Source organism: Pelomonas candidula, assembly GCF_043555985.1.
In the GTDB taxonomy this organism is placed as follows: domain Bacteria; phylum Pseudomonadota; class Gammaproteobacteria; order Burkholderiales; family Burkholderiaceae_C; genus Pelomonas; species Pelomonas candidula.
Window position 1 is genome coordinate 67,916 of the sequence record NZ_JBIGIC010000002.1, and the last position, 20,854, is coordinate 88,769.

Genomic DNA, 20,854 nt, shown 5'->3' on the forward strand with positions numbered 1-20,854 from the left:
AAGGCGCTCTCCGGAGCGCCTTTTTTCATTGCCGCGTGCAATAGCCACTGTCCCAGTCCGGACAGACGCGATGCGAACGACCGTGCTAAAACGCCCGGCATTCCCATCACGACAACGCAGCGACGCGGGAGACAAATGGACCTCAACTTCACCGATGCGGAACTCGCCTTCCGCGCCGAGGTGCGCGAATGGGTGCGCGCCAACCTGCCGGCAGACATCGCCCACAAGGTGCGCCATGCGCTGCGCCTGAACAAGGACGACCTGCAGCGCTGGGCCAAGATCCTCGGCGCGAAAGGCTGGCACGGCTGGGCATGGCCGAAGCAGTTCGGCGGGCCGGGTTGGAATGCGGTGCAGCGCCACCTGTTCGAGGAGGAATGCGCTCTCGCCTGCGCGCCGCGCATCGTGCCGTTCGGCCCGGTGATGGTGGCGCCGGTCATCATGGCGTTCGGCTCGCCGGAACAGCAACAGCGCTTCCTGCCCGGCATCATGAGCGGCGAAGTCTGGTGGAGCCAGGGCTACAGCGAACCCGGCTCGGGTTCGGACCTGGCCTCACTGAAGTGCCGCGCGGAGCGCCAGGGCGACAAGTACATCGTCAACGGCCAGAAGACCTGGACGACGCTGGGCCAGTACGGCGACTGGATCTTCTGCCTGGTGCGCACGTCCACCGAGGGCAAGCCGCAGACCGGCATCAGCTTCCTGCTGATCGACATGAAGACACCCGGCGTCAGCGTGAAGCCCATCATCATGCTCGACGGCGAGCACGAGGTGAACGAGGTCTGGTTCGACAACGTCGAGGTTCCGGCCGAAAACCTGATCGGCGAAGAGAACAAAGGCTGGACCTACGCCAAGCACCTGCTCTCCCACGAGCGCACGAACATCGCCGACGTGAACCGCGCCAAACGCGAACTGGAGCGACTCAAGCGCATCGCCAAGGCCGAGGGCCTGATGGACGACGCCCGCTTCCGCGACCAGATCGCGCTATGCGAGGTTGACGTCGTCGCGCTGGAAATGATGGTGCTGCGCGTGCTGTCCGGCGAGCGCACCGGCAAGCAGCCGCTGGACGTCGCCGGTCTGCTGAAGATCCGCGGCAGCGAGCTGCAGCAGCGCTACACCGAGCTGATGATGCTGGCCGGCGGCCCGCTGGCCCTGCCCTACGTCCACGAGGCCATGGAGGCCGGCTGGCAGGGCGACCAGTGGCTGGGTGGTGCGTGGATCGGTGGCGCCGACCATGCCATCCCGCTGACCGGCAACTACCTGAACGTCCGCAAGACGACGATCTACGGCGGCTCGAACGAGGTGCAACGCAACATCGTCGCGCAGACGGTGCTCGGCTGAGCGGAGGGACAAGACATGGATTTCGATTTCACTGAAGACCAGCAGGCCCTGCGCGATGCGGTGCAGCGTTTCGTCGACAAGGACTACGCGTTCGAGCGCCGCATGCAGATCGAGCGCGCAGGCGGCTTCGACCGCGCGGTGTGGGACGGCCTCGCCGGCCTGGGCCTGACCGCATTGGCTGTGCCCGAGGCTCATGGTGGCCTCGGCTTCGGCGCCGTCGAGGCGATGGTCGTCATGGAAGAACTGGGCCGCGGCCTCGTGCTGGAGCCCATCACCCAGGGCGCGCTGATCGCACCGGCTCTGCTGAGCCGCGCGCCGGACGATCTGCAGGCTGCCTGGCTGCCGCGCATTGCGGGCGGCGAGGCGCTGGTGGTGCTGGCCCACCAGGAAGCCAAGTCACGCTACCGGCTGAACCGCGTCACGACACGTGCCGTCGACGGCAAGCTGACCGGCGTGAAGAGCCTGGTGCCGGCGGGCGATGTCGCAGACGCCTTCATCGTGCCTGCCCGCGTGTCTGGCGCCGACGACGCGACCGAAGGCATCGCGCTCTACCTCGTCGAGCGCTCCGCGGCTGGCGTGCATACGCGGCCCTACTCTTTGTACGACGGCTCGCGTGCCGCCGAGGTCCACTTCGACAACACGCCCGCCCAACTCATCGCCGGCCCCGAAGACGGCCTGGCACTGCTGGAACTGGCAGCCGACATCGGCATCGCCGCACAGGCCGCCGAAGCCGTCGGCGTCATGGAGAAATACCTCGCGCTGACCGTCGACTACCTGAACACGCGCAAGCAATTCGGCGTCGCCATCGCCAGCTTCCAGGCGCTGCGCCACCGCACGGCCGACGTGAAGATGCAGTTGGAGCTGGCCCGCTCGATGAGCTACTACGCGACCCTACGCCTGGGCGACACGCCTGCCGTGCGCCGCCGCGCACTGTCGCAGGCCAAGGTGCAGCTCGGCAACGCGATGCGCTTCGTCGGCCAGCAGTGCACGCAGATGCACGGCGGCATCGGCGTCACCGACGAGTACGCCGGCAGCCACTACTTCAAGCGGCTTACCGTCATGGAGATGCAATGGGGCGACACGCTGCATCACGTGGGTGAAGTCAGCGCTCGGATGCAGGACACTGCAGGGGTGTTTGCCTGAGCGGCGCCGTCATCGGTGCTGCCTCTTTTCCCTCGCCGGAGGTCACCCGATGAAGTACCCGATTGCCCTGCTGATGGCCGGCCTTGCCGGCTTTGCCCATGCTCAGACGATGAAACCAGGGCTGTGGGAGTTCAAACAGACGCCCCAGCTCGACCCGGCGCGCAAGGCGCAGATGGAACAGGCGCAAAAAGCCATGGAGAGCATGCCTCCAGAGCGGCGCAAGATGATGGAAGACATGATGGCCCAGCGCGGCGTCAGCATGAACATGGCCGGTGGCACCATCACCATCAAGACCTGCGTCACCAAGGAGCAGGCCGAACGCAACATGGCCCCGGTCACACACCACGGCAACTGTACGCAGGACGTCAAGCGCAGCGGCAGCACCATCCAGACCCATTTCGTCTGTACCGACCCGGCATCCGAAGGCGACGCGACGGTCACGCTGCGCGGCAGCGAGGGTTTCACGAACGACGTGACGATCCGCCGCGAACGCCAGGGCAAGACTGAGACGACCAAGGTCAGCGGCGAAGGCCGCTGGCTGGCCGCCGACTGTGGCGATGTGCAGCCGATGAAGACCCCGGCCAAGTGAAGCAGCGCCTCTCTCACATCCTCTTCAGTCAGGGATTCGGAACGCGGCGCCTGTGCGCCGGGCTGGTGTGGAACGGCGAGGTCACGATCAACGGCCAGGTGGTCGAGGAACCCGACACCGAGTTCGAGACCGAAGGCCTGCGCTTCACGATCGATGGCCGGGAGTGGCCGGTGTACGACAAGGCGCTGGTGCTGCTGAACAAGCCAGCCGGCTACGAGTGCTCGCAAAAGCCCAAGCACCATCCCAGCGTCATGAGCCTGCTGCCCGCGCCGCTGCGCGAGCGCGGCGTGCAGCCCATCGGCCGGCTGGATGAAGACACGACCGGCCTGCTGCTGCTGACCGACGACGGCACGCTCATCCACAAGCTGACCTCGCCCAAGCACCATGTGCCCAAGGTGTACGAGGCGCGCTGCAAACATCCGCTGACGGCGGCGATGGTCGAGCAACTGCTCGCGGGCGTCGAGCTGAAGGAGCCCGAAAGCAAGGTGCCGGGCAAGTTCCAGCGCCCGCCGGAGATCACCCAGGCCGATGGCGCCGAGATCGTCGACGAGACGCTGTTGCGCCTCACGCTGATCGAAGGCAAGTACCACCAGGTCAAGCGCATGGTCGCGGCCGTGGGCAACCGGGTGGAGGCGTTGCACCGCCCCCAGTTCGGCGCGTTGACCTTGTCGGCCGAACTCAAGCCCGGTGACTGGCGCTGGATCGCGAGCCCGTCCGAGGTCTGGGGCGACTGACACTGCGGGGACAATGCGCCCGATGCGAGTTTTCAGAGGCTTCCACCACCCCGGCATCGCGCCCGCCTGCGCGCTGACCATCGGCAACTTCGACGGCGTGCACCGTGGCCACCAGGCCATGCTCGCGCTGCTGCAGTCCGAGGCCCGCCACCGTGGCCTGCCCACCTGCGTGCTGACCTTCGAGCCGCATCCGCGCGACTTCTTCGCCACCAAGGCCGGCAAGCCCGAGCTGGCGCCGGCCCGCATCGCGGCGCTGCGCGACAAGCTCGTCGAGCTGGAGCGCTGCGGCATCGATCAGGTCGTCATCCTGCCGTTCGACGACGCACTGGCCTCGCTGCCGGCCCAGGACTTCATTCGCCAGGTGCTCGTCAACGGCTTGGGCGCAAAGTACGTACTCGTCGGCGACGACTTCCGTTTCGGCGCCAAGCGCCAGGGTGACTACGCGACGCTGGACGCCGCTGGCCAGGCCCGGGGCTTCGACGTCGCCCGCATGATGAGCTACGAGGTGCACGGCCTGCGCGTCAGCAGTTCGGCCGTGCGCGAGGCGCTCGCCGCCGGCGACATGGCCAGGGCGGCTGCGCTGCTGGGCCGGCCCTACGGCATCTCGGGTCATGTCACGCACGGCCGCAAGCTGGGTCGGCAGTTGGGCGAGTCCACCCCCGGCGCCGCCGACGGCTTCCGCACGCTGAACCTGCGCTTCCCGCACGACAAACCCGCCGCGCACGGCATCTTCGCCGTACTCGTCCACGGTCTGTCGCCGCAGCCGCTGCCGGGTGTCGCCAGCCTCGGCAACCGGCCGACCGTGGAAGACGCCGGCCGCGTGCTGCTGGAGGTCCACTGCCTGGAATGGCCCCTGGCTGCAGACGGGGGCTACGGTAAACTCGCCCGCGTGGAACTGCTGCACAAACTCCGCGACGAGGCCAAGTACGACGGGCTGGACGCGCTCACAGCCGCGATTGCCGCCGACACCGAGGCAGCTCGCGCCTTCCTGGCCACCCACGCGGCCCAACGTCGCCAGACCACGCGCGACCGAATTTGAAGCGGCTCCCCGCCGCTCTTCGCTGTCGCCCTCCCCGCCTTCTGACCGCCAGGCTCTGCCGCCTGGCCGCACGCCATGACCACCCCGGAAGCACCTGACTACCGCTCCACGCTCAACCTGCCCGACACGCCCTTCCCGATGCGCGGCGACCTGCCCAAGCGCGAACCGGGCTGGGTGAAGGCCTGGGACGAGCAAGGCCTGTACAAGCGGCTGCGCGACGCCCGCTGCGGCGCGCCGAAGTTCGTGCTGCACGACGGCCCGCCCTACGCCAATGGCCAGATCCACATCGGCCACGCCGCGAACAAGATCCTGAAGGACATGATCGTCAAGGCGCGCCAGCTGGCGGGCTTCGACGCCGCCTACATCCCCGGCTGGGACTGCCACGGCCTGCCCATCGAGAACCAAATCGAGAAGACCTTCGGCCGCGGCCTGCCGCGCGACGAGGTGCAGGCCAAGAGCCGCGCCTACGCCACCGAGCAGATTGACGGACAGCGCACGGACTTCAAGCGCCTGGGCGTGCTGGGCGAGTGGGACAACCCGTACAAGACGATGAACTTCGCCAACGAGGCCGGCGAGATCCGCGTCTTGAAGCGCATGTTCGAGCGCGGCTTCGTCTACCGCGGCCTCAAGCCCGTCTACTGGTGCTTCGACTGCGGCTCGTCGCTGGCCGAGTTCGAGATCGAGTACGCCGACAAGCAGTCGCCCGCCGTCGATGTGGCCTTCCTCAGTGCCGAGCCCGAGAAGCTGGCCGCTGCGTTCGGCGTCGCGCCGCTGGCCAAGGAAGCCTTCACCGTCATCTGGACGACCACGCCCTGGACTATTCCCGCCAACCAGGCGCTGAACCTGAACCCCGAGCTTCCCTACGCGCTGGTCGACACGCCCAAGGGTTACTTCGTCGTCGCCGAGGCGCTGGTGGAGAAGTGCCTGGCGCGCTGGCAGCTGGAGGGCAGCGTCGTTGCCACCGTGCCGGGTCGCAAGCTGGAGCTGCTGAAGTTCAAGCACCCACTGGCGCACGTGCACCCCGGCTATGACCGCGAAAGTCCGGTCTACCTGGCCGACTACGCGACGGCCGAGGACGGCACCGGTGTCGTCCACTCCGCGCCGGCCTACGGCCTGGACGACTTCCAGAGCTGCGTGGCCCACGGCCTCAAGTTCGACGACATCCTGAACCCCGTGCAGGGCAACGGCACCTACGCCGCCGACCTGCCGCTGTTCGGCGGCCAGCATATCTGGAAAGCCAACGCCGTCGTCGCCCAGACGCTGCTGGACAACGGCCGCCTGCTGGCACAAAGCAAGATCACCCACAGCTACCCGCACTGCTGGCGCCACAAGACGCCCGTCATCTACCGCGCCGCGGCGCAGTGGTTCGTGCGCATGGACGAGGGCGACGGCCTGTTCACGACGGACAAGGCGCCGCAGTCGCTGCGCAAGACCGCGCTGGCAGCCATCGAGGCCACCAGCTTCTACCCCGAGAACGGCCGCGCCCGCCTGCACGACATGATCGCCGGCCGGCCTGACTGGTGCATCTCACGCCAGCGCAGCTGGGGCGTGCCGCTGCCCATCTTCCTGCACAAGGACACGGGCGAGGCGCACCCGAACACGCTGGAATTCATCGAGCGCGCCGCGCAGCTGGTGGAGGCCAACGGCATCGAGGCGTGGTCCAAGCTGGACGCCGCCGAGTGGCTGGGCGCCGAGGCCGAGCAGTACACCAAGGGCAACGACATCCTGGACGTCTGGTTCGACTCCGGCTCCACGTTCGAGCATGTGCTCAAGGGCAGTCACAAGGGCGCTGCGCACGAGACCGGTCCGGAGGCAGACCTCTACCTCGAAGGCCACGACCAGCACCGCGGCTGGTTCCACTCGTCGCTGCTGATCGCCTGTGCGCTGTACGGCCGCGCGCCCTACCGCGGCCTGCTGACCCACGGCTTCGTTGTCGACGGCCAGGGCCGCAAGATGAGCAAGTCGGTCGGCAACGTCGTCGCGCCGCAGGCCGTGTCGGACAAGTACGGCGCCGAGATCCTGCGCCTGTGGACGGCCGCGACCGACTACTCCGGCGACCTCGGCCTGGACGACAAGATCCTCGCCCGCGTCGTCGACAGCTACCGCCGCATCCGCAACACGCTGCGCTTCCTGCTCGCCAACGTCAGCGACTTCGACGCGGCGACCGATGCCGTGCCGGCCGACCAGTTGCTCGAAGTCGATCGCTACGCGCTTGCCCGTGCGGCCGAGCTGCAGGCCGAGATCCTCGGTCACTTCGAGCGCTACGAGTTCCACCCGGTCGTCGCCAAGCTGCAGGTCTACTGCTCCGAGGACCTCGGCGCGTTCTATCTGGATGTGCTGAAGGACCGCCTCTACACGACCGCGCCGAAGTCGCTGGCCCGCCGCTCGGCGCAGACCGCGCTGTGGCAAATCACGCACGCCATGCTGCGCTGGATGGCGCCCTTCCTCAGCTTCACGGCCGAGGAAGCATGGCAGGTGTTCGGCAAGTACGAGACACAGTACACGGAGGTTGATGGGGCTCTTCGTGTTTCCGGGTTAATCGGCTATGCGCGACGTGAAAGCATCTTCATTGAGACTTTCTGGGACTTCGGCGCGACCGACGCCAGCCTACTGACCAAGTGGGCCCGCATCCACGAGATCCGCAACGAGGTCAACAAGGCCATCGAGGCCGTGCGGACGACCGGCGCCGTCGGCGCGTCGCTGCAGGCCGAGCTGGTGCTCAAGGTCGACGAGCAGGATCTCGCGCTGCTGGACAGCCTGGGCGAGGACCTGCGCTTCGTCTTCATCACGTCCGCGGTCAAGCTGGTGTCCGCGGCCGGGCTGGGTGTCACGGTCACGCCCAGCGCGCACGCCAAGTGCGAGCGCTGCTGGCACTACCGTGCCGACGTCGGCAGCATCGCCGCCCACCCGACGCTGTGCGGCCGCTGCGACAGCAACCTGCACGGCGCGGGCGAGACCCGCACCGTGGCATAACGCGAAGCTGCTCTGCGGGCCGAGCGCCGGGCCGCTCCCAAGCCGGCCCGTCTGGCGATGCTTGCGGCTCAATGCCGCAAGCATCGCCGTCCCCGCGGGGGACCGACCAGATCCGCCCGCGTTCAGCGCGGCGGTCTGGGCGAGGGGCTCACGGAAATGCAGGCACGTTCGGTTCCACGCCTTCGAAATGCGCCTCGGGATGGGTGCGCTCGAGCAGCCGCTCGATCTCACCTATCCGGGTGCGCGGCACATCGACGATGAGCAGGTACTGCCCCTCGGCAATCGCCTCCTCGAAGCGTTTCAGCCGCCGGCTCGGCGTCGAACTGCCGATCATGCTGGACGACCACGTACCCAGCATCGCGCCAACGGCAGCAACACCGATGACCAGCGCCGCCGGTGAGGCCGGGTCGAAAGCGAAGGCCGCCGCCACGCCGCCCGCTGCGCCAAGACCCGAGCCGATCAGCGCGCCGCTTTGGGCCGCTTCGACAAGGTCCGAGGTCTGCAGCACGTTGGCCGCATGCAAGCCCTCCATCGGCGCGCCATCGCGCGCGACGAAATGGACGTGATGCTCGGCGATGCGGGCGAGCAGCAACTCGTCCATCGTCCGCCGCGCGCTGCCCAGGTCGGGCAGCAGCCAGTAGATGCGCTTGCGCATGGCGTTCCTCCAGCAGAGTGGGAGGGTTCCTCTTCTACGCCGCTTCCTGCCCGCCTACAAGCCCGATCCCGGCGGCAAGTTACATTGACGGTCCCCGCCCCGTGCCCTGACCCATGCCCTCTCGCTCCTCGTCCTCTTCCACCGGCCTGACCGCCTGGCTCCTCATCGCCGCCGTCATCATCCTGGCGGACCAGTTCACCAAGGTCCTCATCATCGGCAGCTTCGAGCTTGGCGACGTGCATCCCGTCACCAGCTTCTTCGACCTCGTGCGCGCCCACAACTTCGGTGCCGCATTCAGCTTCCTGAACCACGGCCCTGGCTTGCAGCGCTGGTTCTTCCTTGGCCTGGGCCTGGCCGCCGCCGCCTTCATCGTGTGGATACTGCGCCGCCACGGTCACCAGAAGTTGTTCTGCTGGGCGCTGACGCTGATCCTCGGCGGCGCCCTCGGCAACGTGATCGACCGCACCATCCACGGCTACGTCGTCGACTTCATCCAGGTCCACGCCGGCGGCTGGTACTTCCCGGCCTTCAACGTGGCCGACAGCGCCATCACCGTGGGTGCCGTGCTGCTGGTGCTGGACGAACTGCGACGCGTGCGGCGCACATGACGGCGCAGCAGCGCGTGCAATAGTTCACGCGCCGGGGTGTGACAAAAGGTGACAATCGCGCGCCTCTCGACACCCCCCATGCTTCTCGATTTCGCCAGCCTGAGCCACTACGACTGGCTCGATGTTCCCCTGTGGGTCTTCGACCCGCAGCAACGACGCAACCTGTGGGCCAACGCCGCCGCGTTGCGCTTCTGGCACGCCGACAGCGCCGAGGAGTTCCTCTCGCGCGACTTCTCCGAACATGGCGATGCCGTGCAGGAGCGCCTGGCCGTCACGGCGGCCGATCACGCCCAGGGCAAGATCGTTCGGGAGCTGTGGACCGTCTATCCCAAAGGCGAACCGACGACGGTCATGCTCGTCTCGCGCGGCATGCGCACGCCTGACCGGCGGCAGGTCATGCTGTTCGCGGCCGATTCACTAGGCGGTGGTGCCGATCTGTCCATGCTGCGCGGCCTGGAGGCTCTTCAGCACACCTCGGCGCGCATCGGCGTCTTCACGCTGGAGCGCGGCGATTTGCTGATGCGCAACCCTGCGGCGGCCTTGACGTTCGGGGACGTCCCGCCGCCCGTGGGAGGCAGCGAGTTCAGCCGGCTGTTCACCCACTGGCACGACGCCGCCAGCATCCTCGCGCGCGTGCAGCGCGGCGAGGCCTGCCGCCAGGATGTCGAACTGCAGACGCTGGCCGGCCCCTGCTGGCACGCGCTGGACGCGCGGCCGATGCGCGACCCGGTCACGGGCGACACGGTCATGCTGCTCAACGCGCGCGACATCGCTGACCTCAAGGCCAGCCAGGCCGCACTCGTCGCCGCACGCGAGGCCGCCGAGGCTGCCAGCCAGGCCAAGAGTTCCTTCCTGGCCAACATGAGCCACGAGATCCGCACGCCCATGAACGGCGTGCTGGGCCTGACCGAACTGGTGCTGCAGAACGACGACCTGACCGAGCGCCAGCGCCGCTTCATCGGCATGGCTCACCAGTCCGCCAAGGGCTTGATGACCATCATCAACGACCTGCTGGACGTCGCCAAGATCGAGGCCGGCCGCATCGTCATGGACGAGCAACCCTTCCGGCTGCACGACTGCCTGGGCGAGTCGCTGCAGCCGCTGCTGCAGCAGGCCCACGACAAGGGCATCCAGCTGCACGCTCTTGTGCAGCCCGGCGTCCCGGCCGAACTGGTGGGCGATGCGGTGCGGCTGCGCCAGGTGCTGATCAACCTGATCGGCAACGCATTGAAGTTCACGGAACGCGGCGAGGTGCGGCTGGAGATCGCACTGGCCGACCGCCGCGATGGCGACACGCCAGATGCCCAGCGCCTGCGCATCGCCGTGACCGACACCGGCATCGGCATGACGCGCGACCAGATCGGCCAGATCTTCGACCCCTTCACGCAGGCCGACGGCAGCATCACGCGCCGCTATGGCGGCACCGGCCTGGGGCTGACCATCGTGCAGCGCCTCGTGGGCCTGATGGGCGGCGAGGTGGGCGTGGAGAGCGAGCCTGGCGTGGGCTCCAGCTTCAGCTTCGAGATCGCACTGCGGCGCGTGGCCGAGCTGACCGAGCAGCCCCTGCCGCAGGCCGTTGCCGCATAGTCCTTTCGGCAGAGTCCGCAGGCGGTCATGACGTAGCGCCGTCACCGCCCCCCGCCACACTGAGGCATCCCTAACTCGCAGGATGCTCCATGTTCAAGAACGTCATTGCACTCGCGGCTGCGCTGCTTTGCGGTGCCGCCTCCGCCACCACCACGTCGCTCGAGCTGAGCAAGGACGGCAGCGGGCAGTGGTCGGCCAGTTTCTCCGCCACCGCGTCGGGCAACAACAGCTTCACGCTGGATCTATCCAGCCTGGGCGCCGGCTGGAGCAACTTCTCGCTGTCCTCGCTGATCGTCACGGCCAACTTCTCCGGCAACCGCGGCTATGACGTGACGGCCGTCACCCTCGACGGCCACACCCTCACACCCACCGTCAACGTCAGCTACCCGGGCCTCTTCGGCGCCGACGTCTGGACCCAGGGCCAGCAAAGCCTCTCGGCCGGCCTGCACACGCTGGCCGTGTCCGGCGACCTGGTCGGAGGCAACGTGGGCTTCACCGGCTCGCTGAGCATCACGGCCCAGCCCGTGCCGGAACCCGAGAGCTACGCGCTGATGCTGGCCGGCCTGGGCTGCATCGCCCTCGCCGCCCGCCGCCGCCTCGGCCGCTGAAGCAGCAGCCCTCTCGACGAGGCCGGCCCTGCGCCGGCCTTGCTCGTGTCAGGGCAGCAGCACGGCACTGCCCGTCAGCAGGCGCGCCTCCAGGTCGCGATGCGCCTGTGTCACGTCGCCCAGCGCGTAGCGCTTGTCGATGCGGATCTTGACCTGCCCGCTGCCGACGACGGCGAACAGCTCGTCGCCCATGGCCTGCGCGCTTTCCAGCGTGGCGATGTGCGTGAACAGCGTGGGCCGTGTCACGTACAGCGAGCCCTTGGCCGCCAGCGTGCCGATATTGACGGGCGGCACCGGCCCCGACGCGCCGCCGAAGCTGGCCAGCAGGCCGAACGGCGCGAGGCTGTTGAGCGAGCCCTCCCAGGTGTCTGCCCCCACCGAGTCGTAGACCACCTTCACGCCACGGCCACCGGTGATCTCGCGCACCTTGGCGGCGAAGTCCTTGTCGCGGCGGTAGTTGATCGCGTGCGAGGCACCGTTCTCCAGGGCAAGGGCGCATTTCTCGTCGCTGCCCGCCGTGCCGATCAACTGCAGGCCCAATGCCTTGGCCCACTGGCAGGCGATCAGCCCGACGCCGCCGGCCGCCGCGTGGAACAGCACGTGATCTCCCGCCTGCAGACCGCCCTGCGGCAGCGTCTTGCGCAGCAGGTACTGCACCGTCAGGCCCTTGAGCATCATGGCTGCGGCTGTCTCGAAGGCGATGCCGTCGGGCAGCTTCAGCACGGCCTTGGCCGGCATCACGCGCGCCGTCGAGTAGGCGCCTGGCGGGTTGCTCGCATAGGCTGCGCGGTCGCCGGCCTTCAGGTGCGTGACGCCCTCGCCCACCGCCTCGACGACGCCCGCCCCCTCCATGCCCAGCCGCGCCGGCAGCGGCAGCGGGTAGGTGCCGTTGCGGTGGTAGACATCGATGTAGTTCAGCCCGCAGGCCTCATGGCGGATGCGGATCTCGCCAGGCCCCGGTGCCCCCACGTCCACGTCCACCAATTTCAGTTGTTCCGGCCCGCCAGGGGCCTCGATGACCGCAGCCTTTTCACTCATCGCGCGTCTCCAGTTGCAAGGTCTTGTATCGTGCCAGCCCTTTGCACACCGTGCCTTCGCTGATGAAGCTGACCCCACGTCTCGCCTTGCTGCTGACCCTGCCGCCACTGCTGTGGGCCGGCAACGCGGTCGTCGGGCGGCTGGTGCGCGACGCCATCCCGCCGATGACGCTGAACGCCGTGCGCTGGGGGCTGGCCTGGCTGCTGCTGGTACCGCTTGCCTGGCCGATGTTGCGCCATCCCGGCGACCTGCTCAAGCGCTGGCGCAGCCTGGCCTGGCTGGGCTTCCTTGGCATGGGTTGCTACAACTCGCTGCAGTACCTGGCGCTGCACACGTCGTCGCCGCTGAACGTCACGCTCATCACAGCCAGCATGCCGGTCTGGATGCTGGGCGTCGGCGCCGTGTTCTACGGCGTGAGGCCAAAACGCAAGCAACTCGCCGGCGCGGTGCTGTCGCTCGTCGGCGTGGCGCTGGTCATCGCACGCGGCAACCCGGCGGCGCTGCTGGCCGTGCATTTCGTGCCGGGCGACCTGCTGATGCTGGTGGCAATCTTCACCTGGGCCATCTACTCGTGGATGCTGGCCCGGGCTGCGCCCGGGCTGCGGCCGGGCGAGAAGCCCGACTGGAACTGGGCCGAGTCGCTGATGTCGCAACTGGTGTTCGGTGTCATGTTCTCCGGTGTCGCGGCCGGCGTGGAACAGGTCGTCGCACCCGCGCCCATCCACTGGAGCCCGACGCTGATTGCCGTGCTGGCCTACGTCGCCGTCGCGCCGTCGCTGATCGCCTACCGCTGCTGGGGTGTCGGCGTAGCCGAGGCCGGGCCCGCGCTGGCGGGCTTCTTCGTCAACCTGACGCCGGTGTTCGCCGCCATCATCTCGGCCGCGCTGCTGGGCCAGGTGCCGGCCTGGTACCACGGCGCTGCCTTCGTGCTGATCGCGGCAGGCATCGTCGTCTCCTCAAGCTGATGCGCGTCCTGCACGCCGACGACCGCCTGGTTGTCATCGACAAACCGGCCGGCCTGCTCAGCGTGCCGGGCCGCACCGAGCCCGACTGCGCCAGCGCCCGCGTGCAGGCGCTCTATGCCGACGCGTTGATCGTCCACCGACTCGACCAGGCCACATCCGGCCTGTTGCTGTTCGCGCGTGGCGCGCAGGCGCAACGCGAGCTGAGCGCGGACTTCGCCGAGCGGCGCGTCGACAAGGTCTACATCGCCGTCGTCGCCGGGCACCTCTTAGGCGAAGGACTCATCGACCTGCCACTGTCCGCCGACTGGCCCAACCGGCCGCGCCAGCAGGTCGACCATGAACACGGCAAGCCGTCGCAGACGCGCTGGCGCGTGCTGGGCCGTGAAGGCCCACACACCCGCGTGCGGCTGGAGCCACTGACCGGCCGCAGCCACCAGCTGCGCGTGCACCTGGCACAGCTCGGCCATGCCATCCTCGGCGACGCGCTGTACGCCGCACCGGACATCGCCGCCGCCAGCCCACGCCTGCTGCTGCACGCCAGCGAACTGCGCGTCGCCGGCCATCACTTCGTCTGCCCACCGGAGTTCTGAACCATGCATCTCTACATCGTCACCGGCAGTTCCCGCGGCCTCGGCGCGGCCCTTGTCGAACAGCTGACCCAGCCGGGCCACACCGTCATCGGCATCGCCCGCAAAAGCAATCCCGCCTTGCAGGCCGAACAGTGGACGCTGGACCTCGCCGACCCGATGCCCGCCGCCGAGCGGCTGCAGGCCTGGCTGCGGGCCAACACCGGCTGGCACAGCGCCACGCTGATCAACAACGCCGCCCTGCTGAGCGCGCCCGGCCCGCTGGCCGCCACCGACCTCGGCGAGCTGTCCGTTGCGCTACGCGTCGGGCTGGAGGCGCCCATGCTGCTGAGCCGCGTCTTCCTCGCCGAGACGGCCGGCGTGCCGGCGCGCCGCATCCTCAACATCTCCTCCGGCCTCGGCCGCCGTGCGATGGCTGGCAGCGCGAGCTACTGCGCCGTCAAGGCCGGGCTGGACCACCTCAGCCGCGCACTGGCGCTGGAGGCGCCCGAAGTCGGCGTCGTATCGCTGGCACCGGGTGTCATCGATACCGACATGCAGGTGCAGTTGCGCGGTGCGGACCTGGCCCGCTTCCCCGAGCGGACGCGCTTCCAGGGCCTGAAGGACGGCGGCCAGCTGCAGACCGCCGAGGCGACCGCGGCGTCCATCATTCAGTTTTTGCGGCGGCCAGACTTCGGAAAAACCGTCATATCGGACATCCGTGACGCTTGAAAATTCTGAGTCGCGCCGGCAGCTTCCTGCTCGTCGCTTCATCAGGAGATCCATCGTGAACCGCATCCTCGCCGTGACCCTGGCCGCCTCGCTGGCCGTCACCCTGCCCGCCCACGACGCCGAAGCCAAGCGCCTGGGCAGCGGCGGCATGAAGCGCAGCGTGCCCACGCAGACCACGCCCAACACCCCGCCTGCCCAGCAGCCCGCTGCGCCTCAGCAAGCCGCGCCGACCAAGCAGGCGACTGCCACGCCGGCAGCTCCCGCCGCCGCACCCAAGCGCTCATGGATGGGTCCGCTCGCCGGCCTGGCTGCCGGCCTCGGCATCGCCGCACTGGCCAGCCATTTCGGCTTCGGCGAGGGCCTGGCCAACATCATGACGATGGTGCTGCTGGGCCTTGTGGCGGTGTTCGTCATCCGCTTCCTGATGCGCCGCTTCGCCAAACCGGCGTCGCCGCAACTGGCCGGCGCTCACGGCATGAACTTCGAAGCCCAGCCGCAGCAGCCGGTCTGGAACGCGCAGCCCACCGCCGCGGCTGCAGCACCTGCCGCGCCTGCCCTGCCCGCTGATTTCGACACCGCCGGCTTCGAGAAGCTCGCCAAGCAGGTGTTCATCCGCCTGCAAGCGGCCAACGACGCCGGCGACCAGGCCGACCTGCGCCGCTTCACGACGCCGCAGATGTACGCCGGCATCCAGCACGACCTGCTGGAACGTGGCAACGGCACCCAGCGTACCGAGGTGCTGCGGCTGGACGCCAGCGTCGTCGACGTGGCGACCGAGAACGGCGAGCAGATCGTCTCCGTGCGCTTCTCGGGCCTCGTGCGCGAAGACAGCCAGCAGGTGGCCGTGGACTTCGATGAAGTCTGGCACCTGGCCAAGGCCGGCGACGGCTGGCTGATCGCCGGCATCCAGCAGACCGCATGACCCACGTCACGGCGGGTTAGCCCCGACCCACACTCCCACGGAAATGGGCGCTTCGAGCGCCCATTCCTCTTTCCGAGACCGCCTCGTGATCCGTCTCCGCCTCAGCGCCCTCGGCATCACCCTGCTGGCGGCGTGCGCCTCCGCGCCACCCGCGCCGGAAGCCACGCCCGTCTCTTCGTGCAAGGCATCCCGCCCATGTCGCAGAGCCTGGCGGCCCAGTTGTTCCGCGCGACCTCACCGCTGGCGGAGGGCCGGCAGCTGACCGACGGCATCGACCCCGTGCCCCGGGCAACCTACGAGCCGCGCACCGGCCGCTAGGCCGTCTTCGAGCACGCCATCGGCGGCAACGAGGTGACCCAGCTCTACCGCCTGCCGCTGGACGAGACCGGCGCCCAGCCCGTGCTGCTGACGCCCCCCCAACGAGCGCCATGCGACGAATGCCTGGTTGCGCAAGAGCGGCCAGCTGATCTACGCCGCCGTACCCATCGACCGCACGGCCCAGGGCGGCACGCGCAGCAGGATCACGACGACGCTGTGACTGATGGACCCCGAGAAGCCCGAAGCCCAACGCAAGCTGGCCGAACTGGACGGCGGCGGCTGGAGCGCCAGCCGGGTGTCGCCCGACGAGCGCCTCGTCGCGCTGACGCGCTACCTGTCAGCCAACGAGTCGCAGGTCTGGATGCTGGACCTGAGCAGCGGCGTGCCCAGGCAGGTTGCGCCGGCCGCAGGCAGCCCGGAGTCCAAGGCGACCTACGCGCCCGCCGGCTGGGCGCCGGACGACCGCACGCTGTGGATCACCACCAACCGCGCCGGCGAGTTCCGCGAGCTGGCGCGACTGGACCTGGCAGGCCCGAATCCAGGCCGCATCGACCTCGTCAGCAGCCACATCCCCTGGGACGTCAACGGCGTCACACTGACCGCGGACAGCAGCAAGCCGGCTGCCCGGTTCAACGTCGACGGCCGGGAGGAGCTGCATTTCTTCGACGCCGCCACGGCCAGGGAACTGCCGACACCGCAGCTACCGGCAGGCAGCGTCGGCACCGCCCACTACGACACGGCCCACGGCGAGCTGGCCTTCACGGTCAGCAACGCCCAGGGCCCGGGCCAGGCCGTTGTTCGTCGTGCAGGGCAGGAACGACCCGCGTGTGCCCTACACCGGGGCCGAGCAGATCGTCGCCAAGGTCCGCGAGAGCGGCACGCCGGTCTGGTACCTGCGCGCCGAGAACGAAGGCCATGGCTTCCAGAAGAAGGAGAACCAGGACTACCAGGACTACGCAACGGTCCTGTTCATGCAGCAGACGGTGCTGAAGTAGCCCGGCCGTAGGCGAGCGGCATCGGCCAGTCGGCCGGTGTCGGCTTGCCACCGGACCACAGGCGGGCGTTGATCCAGCCGCCGTGGCCGACCGCCAGCACGCACTGCGGCTGCCACGCGGCGGCGCGGGTGATCAGCTGAGACAGTGACTCACCGCCGTCGAACGCGAAGCCGCCGAAGTCGGCCATCCAGCGGTCGAACTCCTGCTGCGAGATGTCGCGCCATGAGCGCCCGTCCCAGGCGCCGAAGTCCATCTCGGCCAGCGTGGCATCGACGCGCCAGCGAAAGCCCCAGCCCTGCAGCCAACGCCCTACGTCGGCCGCACGCGCCAGCGGCGACGTGACGACGTCGCGCGGCAGCCCGTGGCGACGAGCGTGGGCGCGGATGCGGTGTGCCAGGCGCTTCGCCTTGCGCGGGTCCACCGGCAGGTCCGTGCGCCCGCCGATGCAGCGCCCCTCGGCGCCTTGCGGCTTCGGATGCCGCCAGATCGTGAACATCAGAACGAGGCCGTGAAGGCCAGCAGCACGGCGATCTCTGCGAGTTGCTCGGTGGCGCCCAGGCCGTCACCCGTGTAGCCGCTCAGGCGGCACTGCAGCCACTGGCGCATCACGAAGGCCGCAAACGCGGCCGCCACGACCGCCGTGGCCAGCTTGGGCACGTGGACGCCCGCCACCGTCAACGCGGCCAGCAGCAGCGCACACCAGCCGATAGCGATGACGAAGTTGTGCAGCGCGACGGCCAGCGCCAACGGCTTGGCCTTGGCATGCTCGACATCGCCGCCGTACGGAAGGCTGACCATGACGCCCACCGCCGCCGCCCGCGCCAGTGCATGGCTGGCCAGCAGCGCCGCCACGGCGCCCAGCATCGGCCGCGTCGCCAGCACGGCCAGCAGCGCGGCGCGCAGCAGCAACGACAGGCCCAGCGCCAGCGCACCGTAGCTGCCGATGCGCGAGTCCTTCATGATGGCCAGCGCCTTGTCGCGCGGCACGACGCCGCCCAGCGCGTCGAAGGTGTCGGCCAGGCCGTCCTCGTGGAAGCCGCCCGTCAGCGCGACCGTCGCCGCCAGCGCCAGCACGGCTGCCACCCAGGCCGGCCACAGCTGCGCCGCGCCCACCAGCACCGCCGCGCCAACCGCGCCAACCAGCGTGCCGACCAGCGGGAAGTGCCGCACGCAGTCGTTCAGCCACGCCGGCTCGAAGCGCCGCAGCCGCACCGGCAGCCGCGTCAGGAACTGCAGCGCGACGAGGAACAGCCGCATGCTCAGTCGCGGTTGCTGACGCCGGCGCTCTCGAAGCTGGCCATGTCGGCCAGCAGCGCGCAGGCGGCGGGCAGCAGCGGCCAGGCCAATGCCGCGCCGCTGCCTTCGCCCAGGCGCAGGTCCAGATCCAGCAGCGGGCGGGCACCCAGTTGCTGCAGCCAGCGCGCATGCGGCCCTTCGGCCGAGCAATGTGCGAACACGCAGGCCGCCAGCACGCCCGGGCGCAGCGCCTCGGCCAGTGCAACGGCCGCAGTCGTGATGAAGCCGTCGACGACGACGACGCGGCGCTGTGCGGCCGCGGCAATGACGCTGCCGGCCATCGTGACGATCTCGAAGCCGCCCAGCGCCGCAGCGATCTGCAGCGGCGCCTGCGCGCCGGCGTTGACGGCCAATGCCTCGCCCAGCACGGCCAGCTTGCGCGCCACGCCGGCGTCGTCCAGCCCCGTGCCACGGCCCACGCAGTCAACCAGCGGCAGGCCTGTCAGCCGCTGCATCAGCAGGCTGGCAGAAGACGTGTTGCCGATGCCCATCTCGCCCAGCAACAGCGCGTTGCCCGGCAGCCGCTCGACGAGGGCCATGCCGTTGCGCAGCGCGCGCCCGGCCTGCTCGCCCGTCATGGCCGGGCCGATGCTGGCGTCGGCGGTACCCGGCGCGATGCGCAGGTCCACGGCGCCGTCGGCCAGAGGCGCATCGACGCCGCAGTCCGCGATCGTCAGCGCCAGGCCCTGCTGGCGCGCCAGCACCGACACGGCAGCACCACCGGCCAGCATGTTGGCCACCATCTGCGGCGTGACTTCGCGCGGATAGGCCGACACGCCGCGCCGCGACAGGCCGTGATCGGCCGCAAAGACGACCAGCTGCGGCTCTCGCAGCGCGGGCCGTTCGACGCCCTGGATCAACGCCAGCTGCAACGCCAGCGCCTCGACTCGGCCCAGCGCGCCCAGGGGCTTGGTCTTGTGATCGATGGCGTGCTGCACACGCGCGGCAAGGCCGGGCTCGGCGAGCACCGGCAGTTCAGAAAAGTTCATGGGGGTCAGCCGACGAGGTTGGCCAGACTCAAAAGGGCGAGGAGCAGCATCCACAGCACGACCGAGCGCCACACCAGGCCCACGACGCTCTGCAGGTGGGCCAGCTGCGGCAGCGCGCCGGCCGTGGAGCCGGCGGCGCCGGTGGCTTCGGGCTCGGAGCCGGCGTCGAAGGTGCGGCTGCGGTCCGGCGTGATGCCCGGCGCCGCGGCGCCACCAAGCTGCAGGCCCACGGCACCGGCGGCGGACGCGAGGATGATGCCTTCGTTGGGATGCAGCCACAGCGAGGCGTCGCGACGCCAGGCGTTCACGGCTTCCTCGAAGTTGCCAACGATGGCGAAGCCTGTGGCCGTCAGCCGCGCGGGCACGTGGTCGATCCAGACGAAGGCCTGACGCGACAGCGCCAGCAGACGCGCGTTGGTGGGCGCGTCCAGCGTGCGGCTCTTGAAGGCCCAGTAGCGGCTGGCGAACTCGGCCATGCGATAGACCACCGCGCCGGCCGGGCCCAGGCCGATCGTCGAGCAGACGATGAACCAGAAGAACACGCCGAAGACGTGGCGGTGCGCGGCCAGCAGCGAATGCTCGATGACGTGGCGGATCAGCTCCGTGCGCGGCAACTCGCTGGCGTCGAGGTGGCGCCAGTCGGCCAGCAGCTGGCGCGCGGTCAGGTCGTCGCCTCGCTCCAGCGCGTCGCGGATGTCGGTGAAGTAGTGGCTGAACTGCCGGAAGCCCAGCGTCAGGTAGAGCACGAGGACGTTCAGCGCCAGCGCCAGCAGCAGGCTGAAGTGGCGCAGCGCCCAATAAGCCAGCGTCAGCGCAAGGCCGGGCACGATGACCGTGATGATCCAGACGATGACCGCGTGGTGCTCGCCACCGGCATCGAAGTTGCGCCCCGTCCAGCGCACCCAGTTGATGACCGACTGGTGCACACGGTTGCCATGCCTCAGGGGCTTGAGTTGTTCACACAACAGGGCCAGCAGCACCGCGAAGAAATTCATGGGCCGGGATGATAGTGGCGCCGTCAGGCCTCGCTGAGCAGTCGGTAGAGGTTGCGCAACATCGCGGCCGTCGCGCCCCAGATGAAGTACTCGCGTTCCGGCCCCGGCCACGGCATGGACAGGAAGCGGCGCTCCGTGCCGCCGAACTCGAAACGGTGGTGGCGATGGTGGGCGGGGTTCATCAGGAAGGCCAGCGGCACCTCGAAGGCCTCGGCCACCTCGAAGCTGTCCAGCGTCAACGTGAAGCCCGGCTCGACGAGCGCGACGACCGGCGTGACCTGGAAGGCCGTCACCGTCGAGTAGACGGGCAACTGGCCGATGACACGGATGAAATCGCGCGGCAGGCCGATTTCTTCCTCGGTCTCGCGCAGCGCGGTGGCGACGGGGCCGTCGTCCTCCGGCTCGACACGACCGCCGGGGAAGCTGATCTGACCGGCGTGGTCGCGCAGGTGGTCGGTGCGGCGGGTCAGCAGCAGCGTCAGGCCTTCGTCGCGCCGCACCAACGGCACGAGGACGGCGGCGCCGGCGGGCTCGCGGTTGGTGAACAGGCCGCCGTCACCGACGAACTCGGGGGACCAGTTTGACAGCGCCGCGAGCCGGGCACGGATGGCTTCGGCGGTGAGCGCCTCGGGCTGCACCGCCGGCAGGTGGTCGTCGATGCTCGTGACCGGCACGAGCTGGGGCTGGGTGATGACGGGACGGGTCATGCGGTGCGAAAAAACAAAAGCCGCCGAGAGCGTAGCTCCTGGCGGCTTTGGCGGTGGGAA

Annotated in this window: 22 protein-coding genes; 15 read left to right on the top strand and 7 right to left on the bottom strand. The window is 69.2% G+C overall.

Annotated features, from left to right (window positions below; translation table 11 throughout):
• Positions 1-135: 135 nt before the first annotated feature.
• The 6 genes from ACG04R_RS03840 to ileS all read left to right on the top strand — a co-directional run bounded on the left by ACG04R_RS03840 (position 136) and on the right by ileS (position 7,813).
• A complete protein-coding gene (locus tag ACG04R_RS03840) occupies positions 136-1,335 on the top strand; it encodes an acyl-CoA dehydrogenase family protein (RefSeq protein ID WP_394406548.1) in 1,200 nt (399 codons plus the stop codon).
• 15 nt (positions 1,336-1,350) lie between these two features.
• Positions 1,351-2,478 carry an acyl-CoA dehydrogenase family protein gene (locus ACG04R_RS03845; protein WP_394406549.1) on the top strand — a complete coding sequence of 376 codons (1,128 nt, stop codon included), beginning with the start codon at positions 1,351-1,353 and terminating at the stop codon, positions 2,476-2,478.
• A gap of 49 nt (positions 2,479-2,527) precedes the next feature.
• A complete protein-coding gene (locus tag ACG04R_RS03850) occupies positions 2,528-3,067 on the top strand; it encodes a DUF3617 domain-containing protein (RefSeq protein WP_394406550.1) in 540 nt (179 codons plus the stop codon).
• On the top strand, positions 3,064-3,801 hold the full coding sequence (locus tag ACG04R_RS03855; RefSeq protein ID WP_394406551.1) for a pseudouridine synthase: 738 nt from the start codon (positions 3,064-3,066) through the stop codon (positions 3,799-3,801). Before ACG04R_RS03850 ends, ACG04R_RS03855 begins: the two co-directional genes overlap by 4 nt.
• A gap of 22 nt (positions 3,802-3,823) precedes the next feature.
• Complete coding sequence (locus ACG04R_RS03860; RefSeq protein WP_394406552.1) at positions 3,824-4,840, top strand: bifunctional riboflavin kinase/FAD synthetase; 1,017 nt, start codon at positions 3,824-3,826, stop codon at positions 4,838-4,840.
• A 75-nt stretch (positions 4,841-4,915) separates the two neighbouring features.
• Positions 4,916-7,813 (top strand): isoleucine--tRNA ligase, encoded by a 2,898-nt coding sequence (ileS, locus tag ACG04R_RS03865; RefSeq protein WP_394406553.1) that lies wholly within the window; start codon positions 4,916-4,918, stop codon positions 7,811-7,813.
• 148 nt (positions 7,814-7,961) lie between these two features.
• Here the strand turns inward: ileS and ACG04R_RS03870 are convergent, their stop codons facing one another.
• Positions 7,962-8,468, bottom strand: a complete 507-nt coding sequence (locus tag ACG04R_RS03870; protein ID WP_394406554.1) for a DUF1269 domain-containing protein — start codon at positions 8,466-8,468, stop codon at positions 7,962-7,964.
• A gap of 113 nt (positions 8,469-8,581) precedes the next feature.
• On the opposite strand from ACG04R_RS03870, the gene lspA reads away from it, so the two are divergent.
• From lspA to ACG04R_RS03885, 3 genes are all read left to right on the top strand, one after another.
• Positions 8,582-9,076, top strand: a complete 495-nt coding sequence (gene lspA, locus ACG04R_RS03875; RefSeq protein ID WP_394406555.1) for a signal peptidase II — start codon at positions 8,582-8,584, stop codon at positions 9,074-9,076.
• Between the two features lie 78 nt (positions 9,077-9,154).
• The gene (locus ACG04R_RS03880; protein ID WP_394406556.1) at positions 9,155-10,663 is read left to right on the top strand and encodes a hybrid sensor histidine kinase/response regulator; all 1,509 of its coding nucleotides are present in this window, start codon (positions 9,155-9,157) and stop codon (positions 10,661-10,663) included.
• A gap of 89 nt (positions 10,664-10,752) precedes the next feature.
• Positions 10,753-11,271, top strand: coding sequence for an FxDxF family PEP-CTERM protein (locus ACG04R_RS03885; protein WP_394406557.1), 519 nt, complete (start codon positions 10,753-10,755; stop codon positions 11,269-11,271).
• A gap of 48 nt (positions 11,272-11,319) precedes the next feature.
• On the opposite strand, the gene ACG04R_RS03890 is transcribed toward ACG04R_RS03885, so the two are convergent.
• Complete coding sequence (locus ACG04R_RS03890; protein WP_394406558.1) at positions 11,320-12,309, bottom strand: quinone oxidoreductase family protein; 990 nt, start codon at positions 12,307-12,309, stop codon at positions 11,320-11,322.
• Positions 12,310-12,371: 62 nt separating this feature from the next.
• Here ACG04R_RS03890 and ACG04R_RS03895 point away from each other — a divergent pair, with 62 nt between their 5' ends.
• The 6 genes from ACG04R_RS03895 (at position 12,372) to ACG04R_RS03920 (ending at position 16,807) form a co-directional block, all read left to right on the top strand.
• A complete protein-coding gene (locus ACG04R_RS03895; protein WP_394406559.1) occupies positions 12,372-13,274 on the top strand; it encodes a DMT family transporter in 903 nt (300 codons plus the stop codon).
• Positions 13,274-13,864: an RluA family pseudouridine synthase gene (locus ACG04R_RS03900; protein WP_394406560.1), complete on the top strand. Its 591-nt coding sequence runs from the start codon at positions 13,274-13,276 to the stop codon at positions 13,862-13,864. Before ACG04R_RS03895 ends, ACG04R_RS03900 begins: the two co-directional genes overlap by 1 nt.
• Before the next feature lie 3 nt (positions 13,865-13,867).
• Positions 13,868-14,572: an SDR family NAD(P)-dependent oxidoreductase gene (locus tag ACG04R_RS03905; RefSeq protein ID WP_394406561.1), complete on the top strand. Its 705-nt coding sequence runs from the start codon at positions 13,868-13,870 to the stop codon at positions 14,570-14,572.
• 52 nt (positions 14,573-14,624) lie between these two features.
• Positions 14,625-15,494 carry a Tim44 domain-containing protein gene (locus ACG04R_RS03910; RefSeq protein WP_394407256.1) on the top strand — a complete coding sequence of 290 codons (870 nt, stop codon included), beginning with the start codon at positions 14,625-14,627 and terminating at the stop codon, positions 15,492-15,494.
• A 132-nt stretch (positions 15,495-15,626) separates the two neighbouring features.
• A complete protein-coding gene (locus ACG04R_RS03915; RefSeq protein ID WP_394406562.1) occupies positions 15,627-15,812 on the top strand; it encodes a hypothetical protein in 186 nt (61 codons plus the stop codon).
• A gap of 794 nt (positions 15,813-16,606) precedes the next feature.
• Positions 16,607-16,807 carry an alpha/beta hydrolase family protein gene (locus tag ACG04R_RS03920; protein ID WP_394406563.1) on the top strand — a complete coding sequence of 67 codons (201 nt, stop codon included), beginning with the start codon at positions 16,607-16,609 and terminating at the stop codon, positions 16,805-16,807.
• Here the strand turns inward: ACG04R_RS03920 and ACG04R_RS03925 are convergent.
• The 5 genes from ACG04R_RS03925 to ACG04R_RS03945 are packed head-to-tail and all read right to left on the bottom strand — an operon-like array spanning position 16,782 to position 20,794.
• Positions 16,782-17,303 carry a histidine phosphatase family protein gene (locus ACG04R_RS03925; RefSeq protein ID WP_394406564.1) on the bottom strand — a complete coding sequence of 174 codons (522 nt, stop codon included), beginning with the start codon at positions 17,301-17,303 and terminating at the stop codon, positions 16,782-16,784. The genes ACG04R_RS03920 and ACG04R_RS03925 overlap by 26 nt on opposite strands.
• On the bottom strand, positions 17,303-18,064 hold the full coding sequence (gene cobS, locus ACG04R_RS03930) for an adenosylcobinamide-GDP ribazoletransferase (protein WP_394406565.1): 762 nt from the start codon (positions 18,062-18,064) through the stop codon (positions 17,303-17,305). Before cobS ends, ACG04R_RS03925 begins: the two co-directional genes overlap by 1 nt.
• Positions 18,065-18,066: 2 nt before the next feature.
• Complete coding sequence (gene cobT / locus ACG04R_RS03935; RefSeq protein WP_394406566.1) at positions 18,067-19,092, bottom strand: nicotinate-nucleotide--dimethylbenzimidazole phosphoribosyltransferase; 1,026 nt, start codon at positions 19,090-19,092, stop codon at positions 18,067-18,069.
• Positions 19,093-19,097: 5 nt separating this feature from the next.
• Entirely contained in the window at positions 19,098-20,087 is a 990-nt protein-coding gene (locus tag ACG04R_RS03940) for a CobD/CbiB family protein (protein WP_394406567.1), read from the bottom strand.
• Positions 20,088-20,110: 23 nt separating this feature from the next.
• Positions 20,111-20,794, bottom strand: coding sequence for a CoA pyrophosphatase (locus ACG04R_RS03945; RefSeq protein WP_394406568.1), 684 nt, complete (start codon positions 20,792-20,794; stop codon positions 20,111-20,113).
• Positions 20,795-20,854: the final 60 nt, after the last annotated feature.

Coding starts and splice junctions, on each gene's coding strand:
- ACG04R_RS03840 (WP_394406548.1), top strand. CDS start 136: ATGGACCTCAACTTCACCGATGCGGAACTCGCCTTCCGCGCCGAGGTG.
- ACG04R_RS03845 (WP_394406549.1), top strand. CDS start 1,351: ATGGATTTCGATTTCACTGAAGACCAGCAGGCCCTGCGCGATGCGGTG.
- ACG04R_RS03850 (WP_394406550.1), top strand. CDS start 2,528: ATGAAGTACCCGATTGCCCTGCTGATGGCCGGCCTTGCCGGCTTTGCC.
- ACG04R_RS03860 (WP_394406552.1), top strand. CDS start 3,824: ATGCGAGTTTTCAGAGGCTTCCACCACCCCGGCATCGCGCCCGCCTGC.
- ileS (WP_394406553.1), top strand. CDS start 4,916: ATGACCACCCCGGAAGCACCTGACTACCGCTCCACGCTCAACCTGCCC.
- ACG04R_RS03870 (WP_394406554.1), bottom strand. CDS start 8,468: ATGCGCAAGCGCATCTACTGGCTGCTGCCCGACCTGGGCAGCGCGCGG.
- lspA (WP_394406555.1), top strand. CDS start 8,582: ATGCCCTCTCGCTCCTCGTCCTCTTCCACCGGCCTGACCGCCTGGCTC.
- ACG04R_RS03880 (WP_394406556.1), top strand. CDS start 9,155: ATGCTTCTCGATTTCGCCAGCCTGAGCCACTACGACTGGCTCGATGTT.
- ACG04R_RS03885 (WP_394406557.1), top strand. CDS start 10,753: ATGTTCAAGAACGTCATTGCACTCGCGGCTGCGCTGCTTTGCGGTGCC.
- ACG04R_RS03890 (WP_394406558.1), bottom strand. CDS start 12,309: ATGAGTGAAAAGGCTGCGGTCATCGAGGCCCCTGGCGGGCCGGAACAA.
- ACG04R_RS03895 (WP_394406559.1), top strand. CDS start 12,372: ATGAAGCTGACCCCACGTCTCGCCTTGCTGCTGACCCTGCCGCCACTG.
- ACG04R_RS03900 (WP_394406560.1), top strand. CDS start 13,274: ATGCGCGTCCTGCACGCCGACGACCGCCTGGTTGTCATCGACAAACCG.
- ACG04R_RS03905 (WP_394406561.1), top strand. CDS start 13,868: ATGCATCTCTACATCGTCACCGGCAGTTCCCGCGGCCTCGGCGCGGCC.
- ACG04R_RS03925 (WP_394406564.1), bottom strand. CDS start 17,303: ATGTTCACGATCTGGCGGCATCCGAAGCCGCAAGGCGCCGAGGGGCGC.
- cobS (WP_394406565.1), bottom strand. CDS start 18,064: ATGCGGCTGTTCCTCGTCGCGCTGCAGTTCCTGACGCGGCTGCCGGTG.
- cobT (WP_394406566.1), bottom strand. CDS start 19,092: ATGAACTTTTCTGAACTGCCGGTGCTCGCCGAGCCCGGCCTTGCCGCG.
- ACG04R_RS03940 (WP_394406567.1), bottom strand. CDS start 20,087: ATGAATTTCTTCGCGGTGCTGCTGGCCCTGTTGTGTGAACAACTCAAG.
- ACG04R_RS03945 (WP_394406568.1), bottom strand. CDS start 20,794: ATGACCCGTCCCGTCATCACCCAGCCCCAGCTCGTGCCGGTCACGAGC.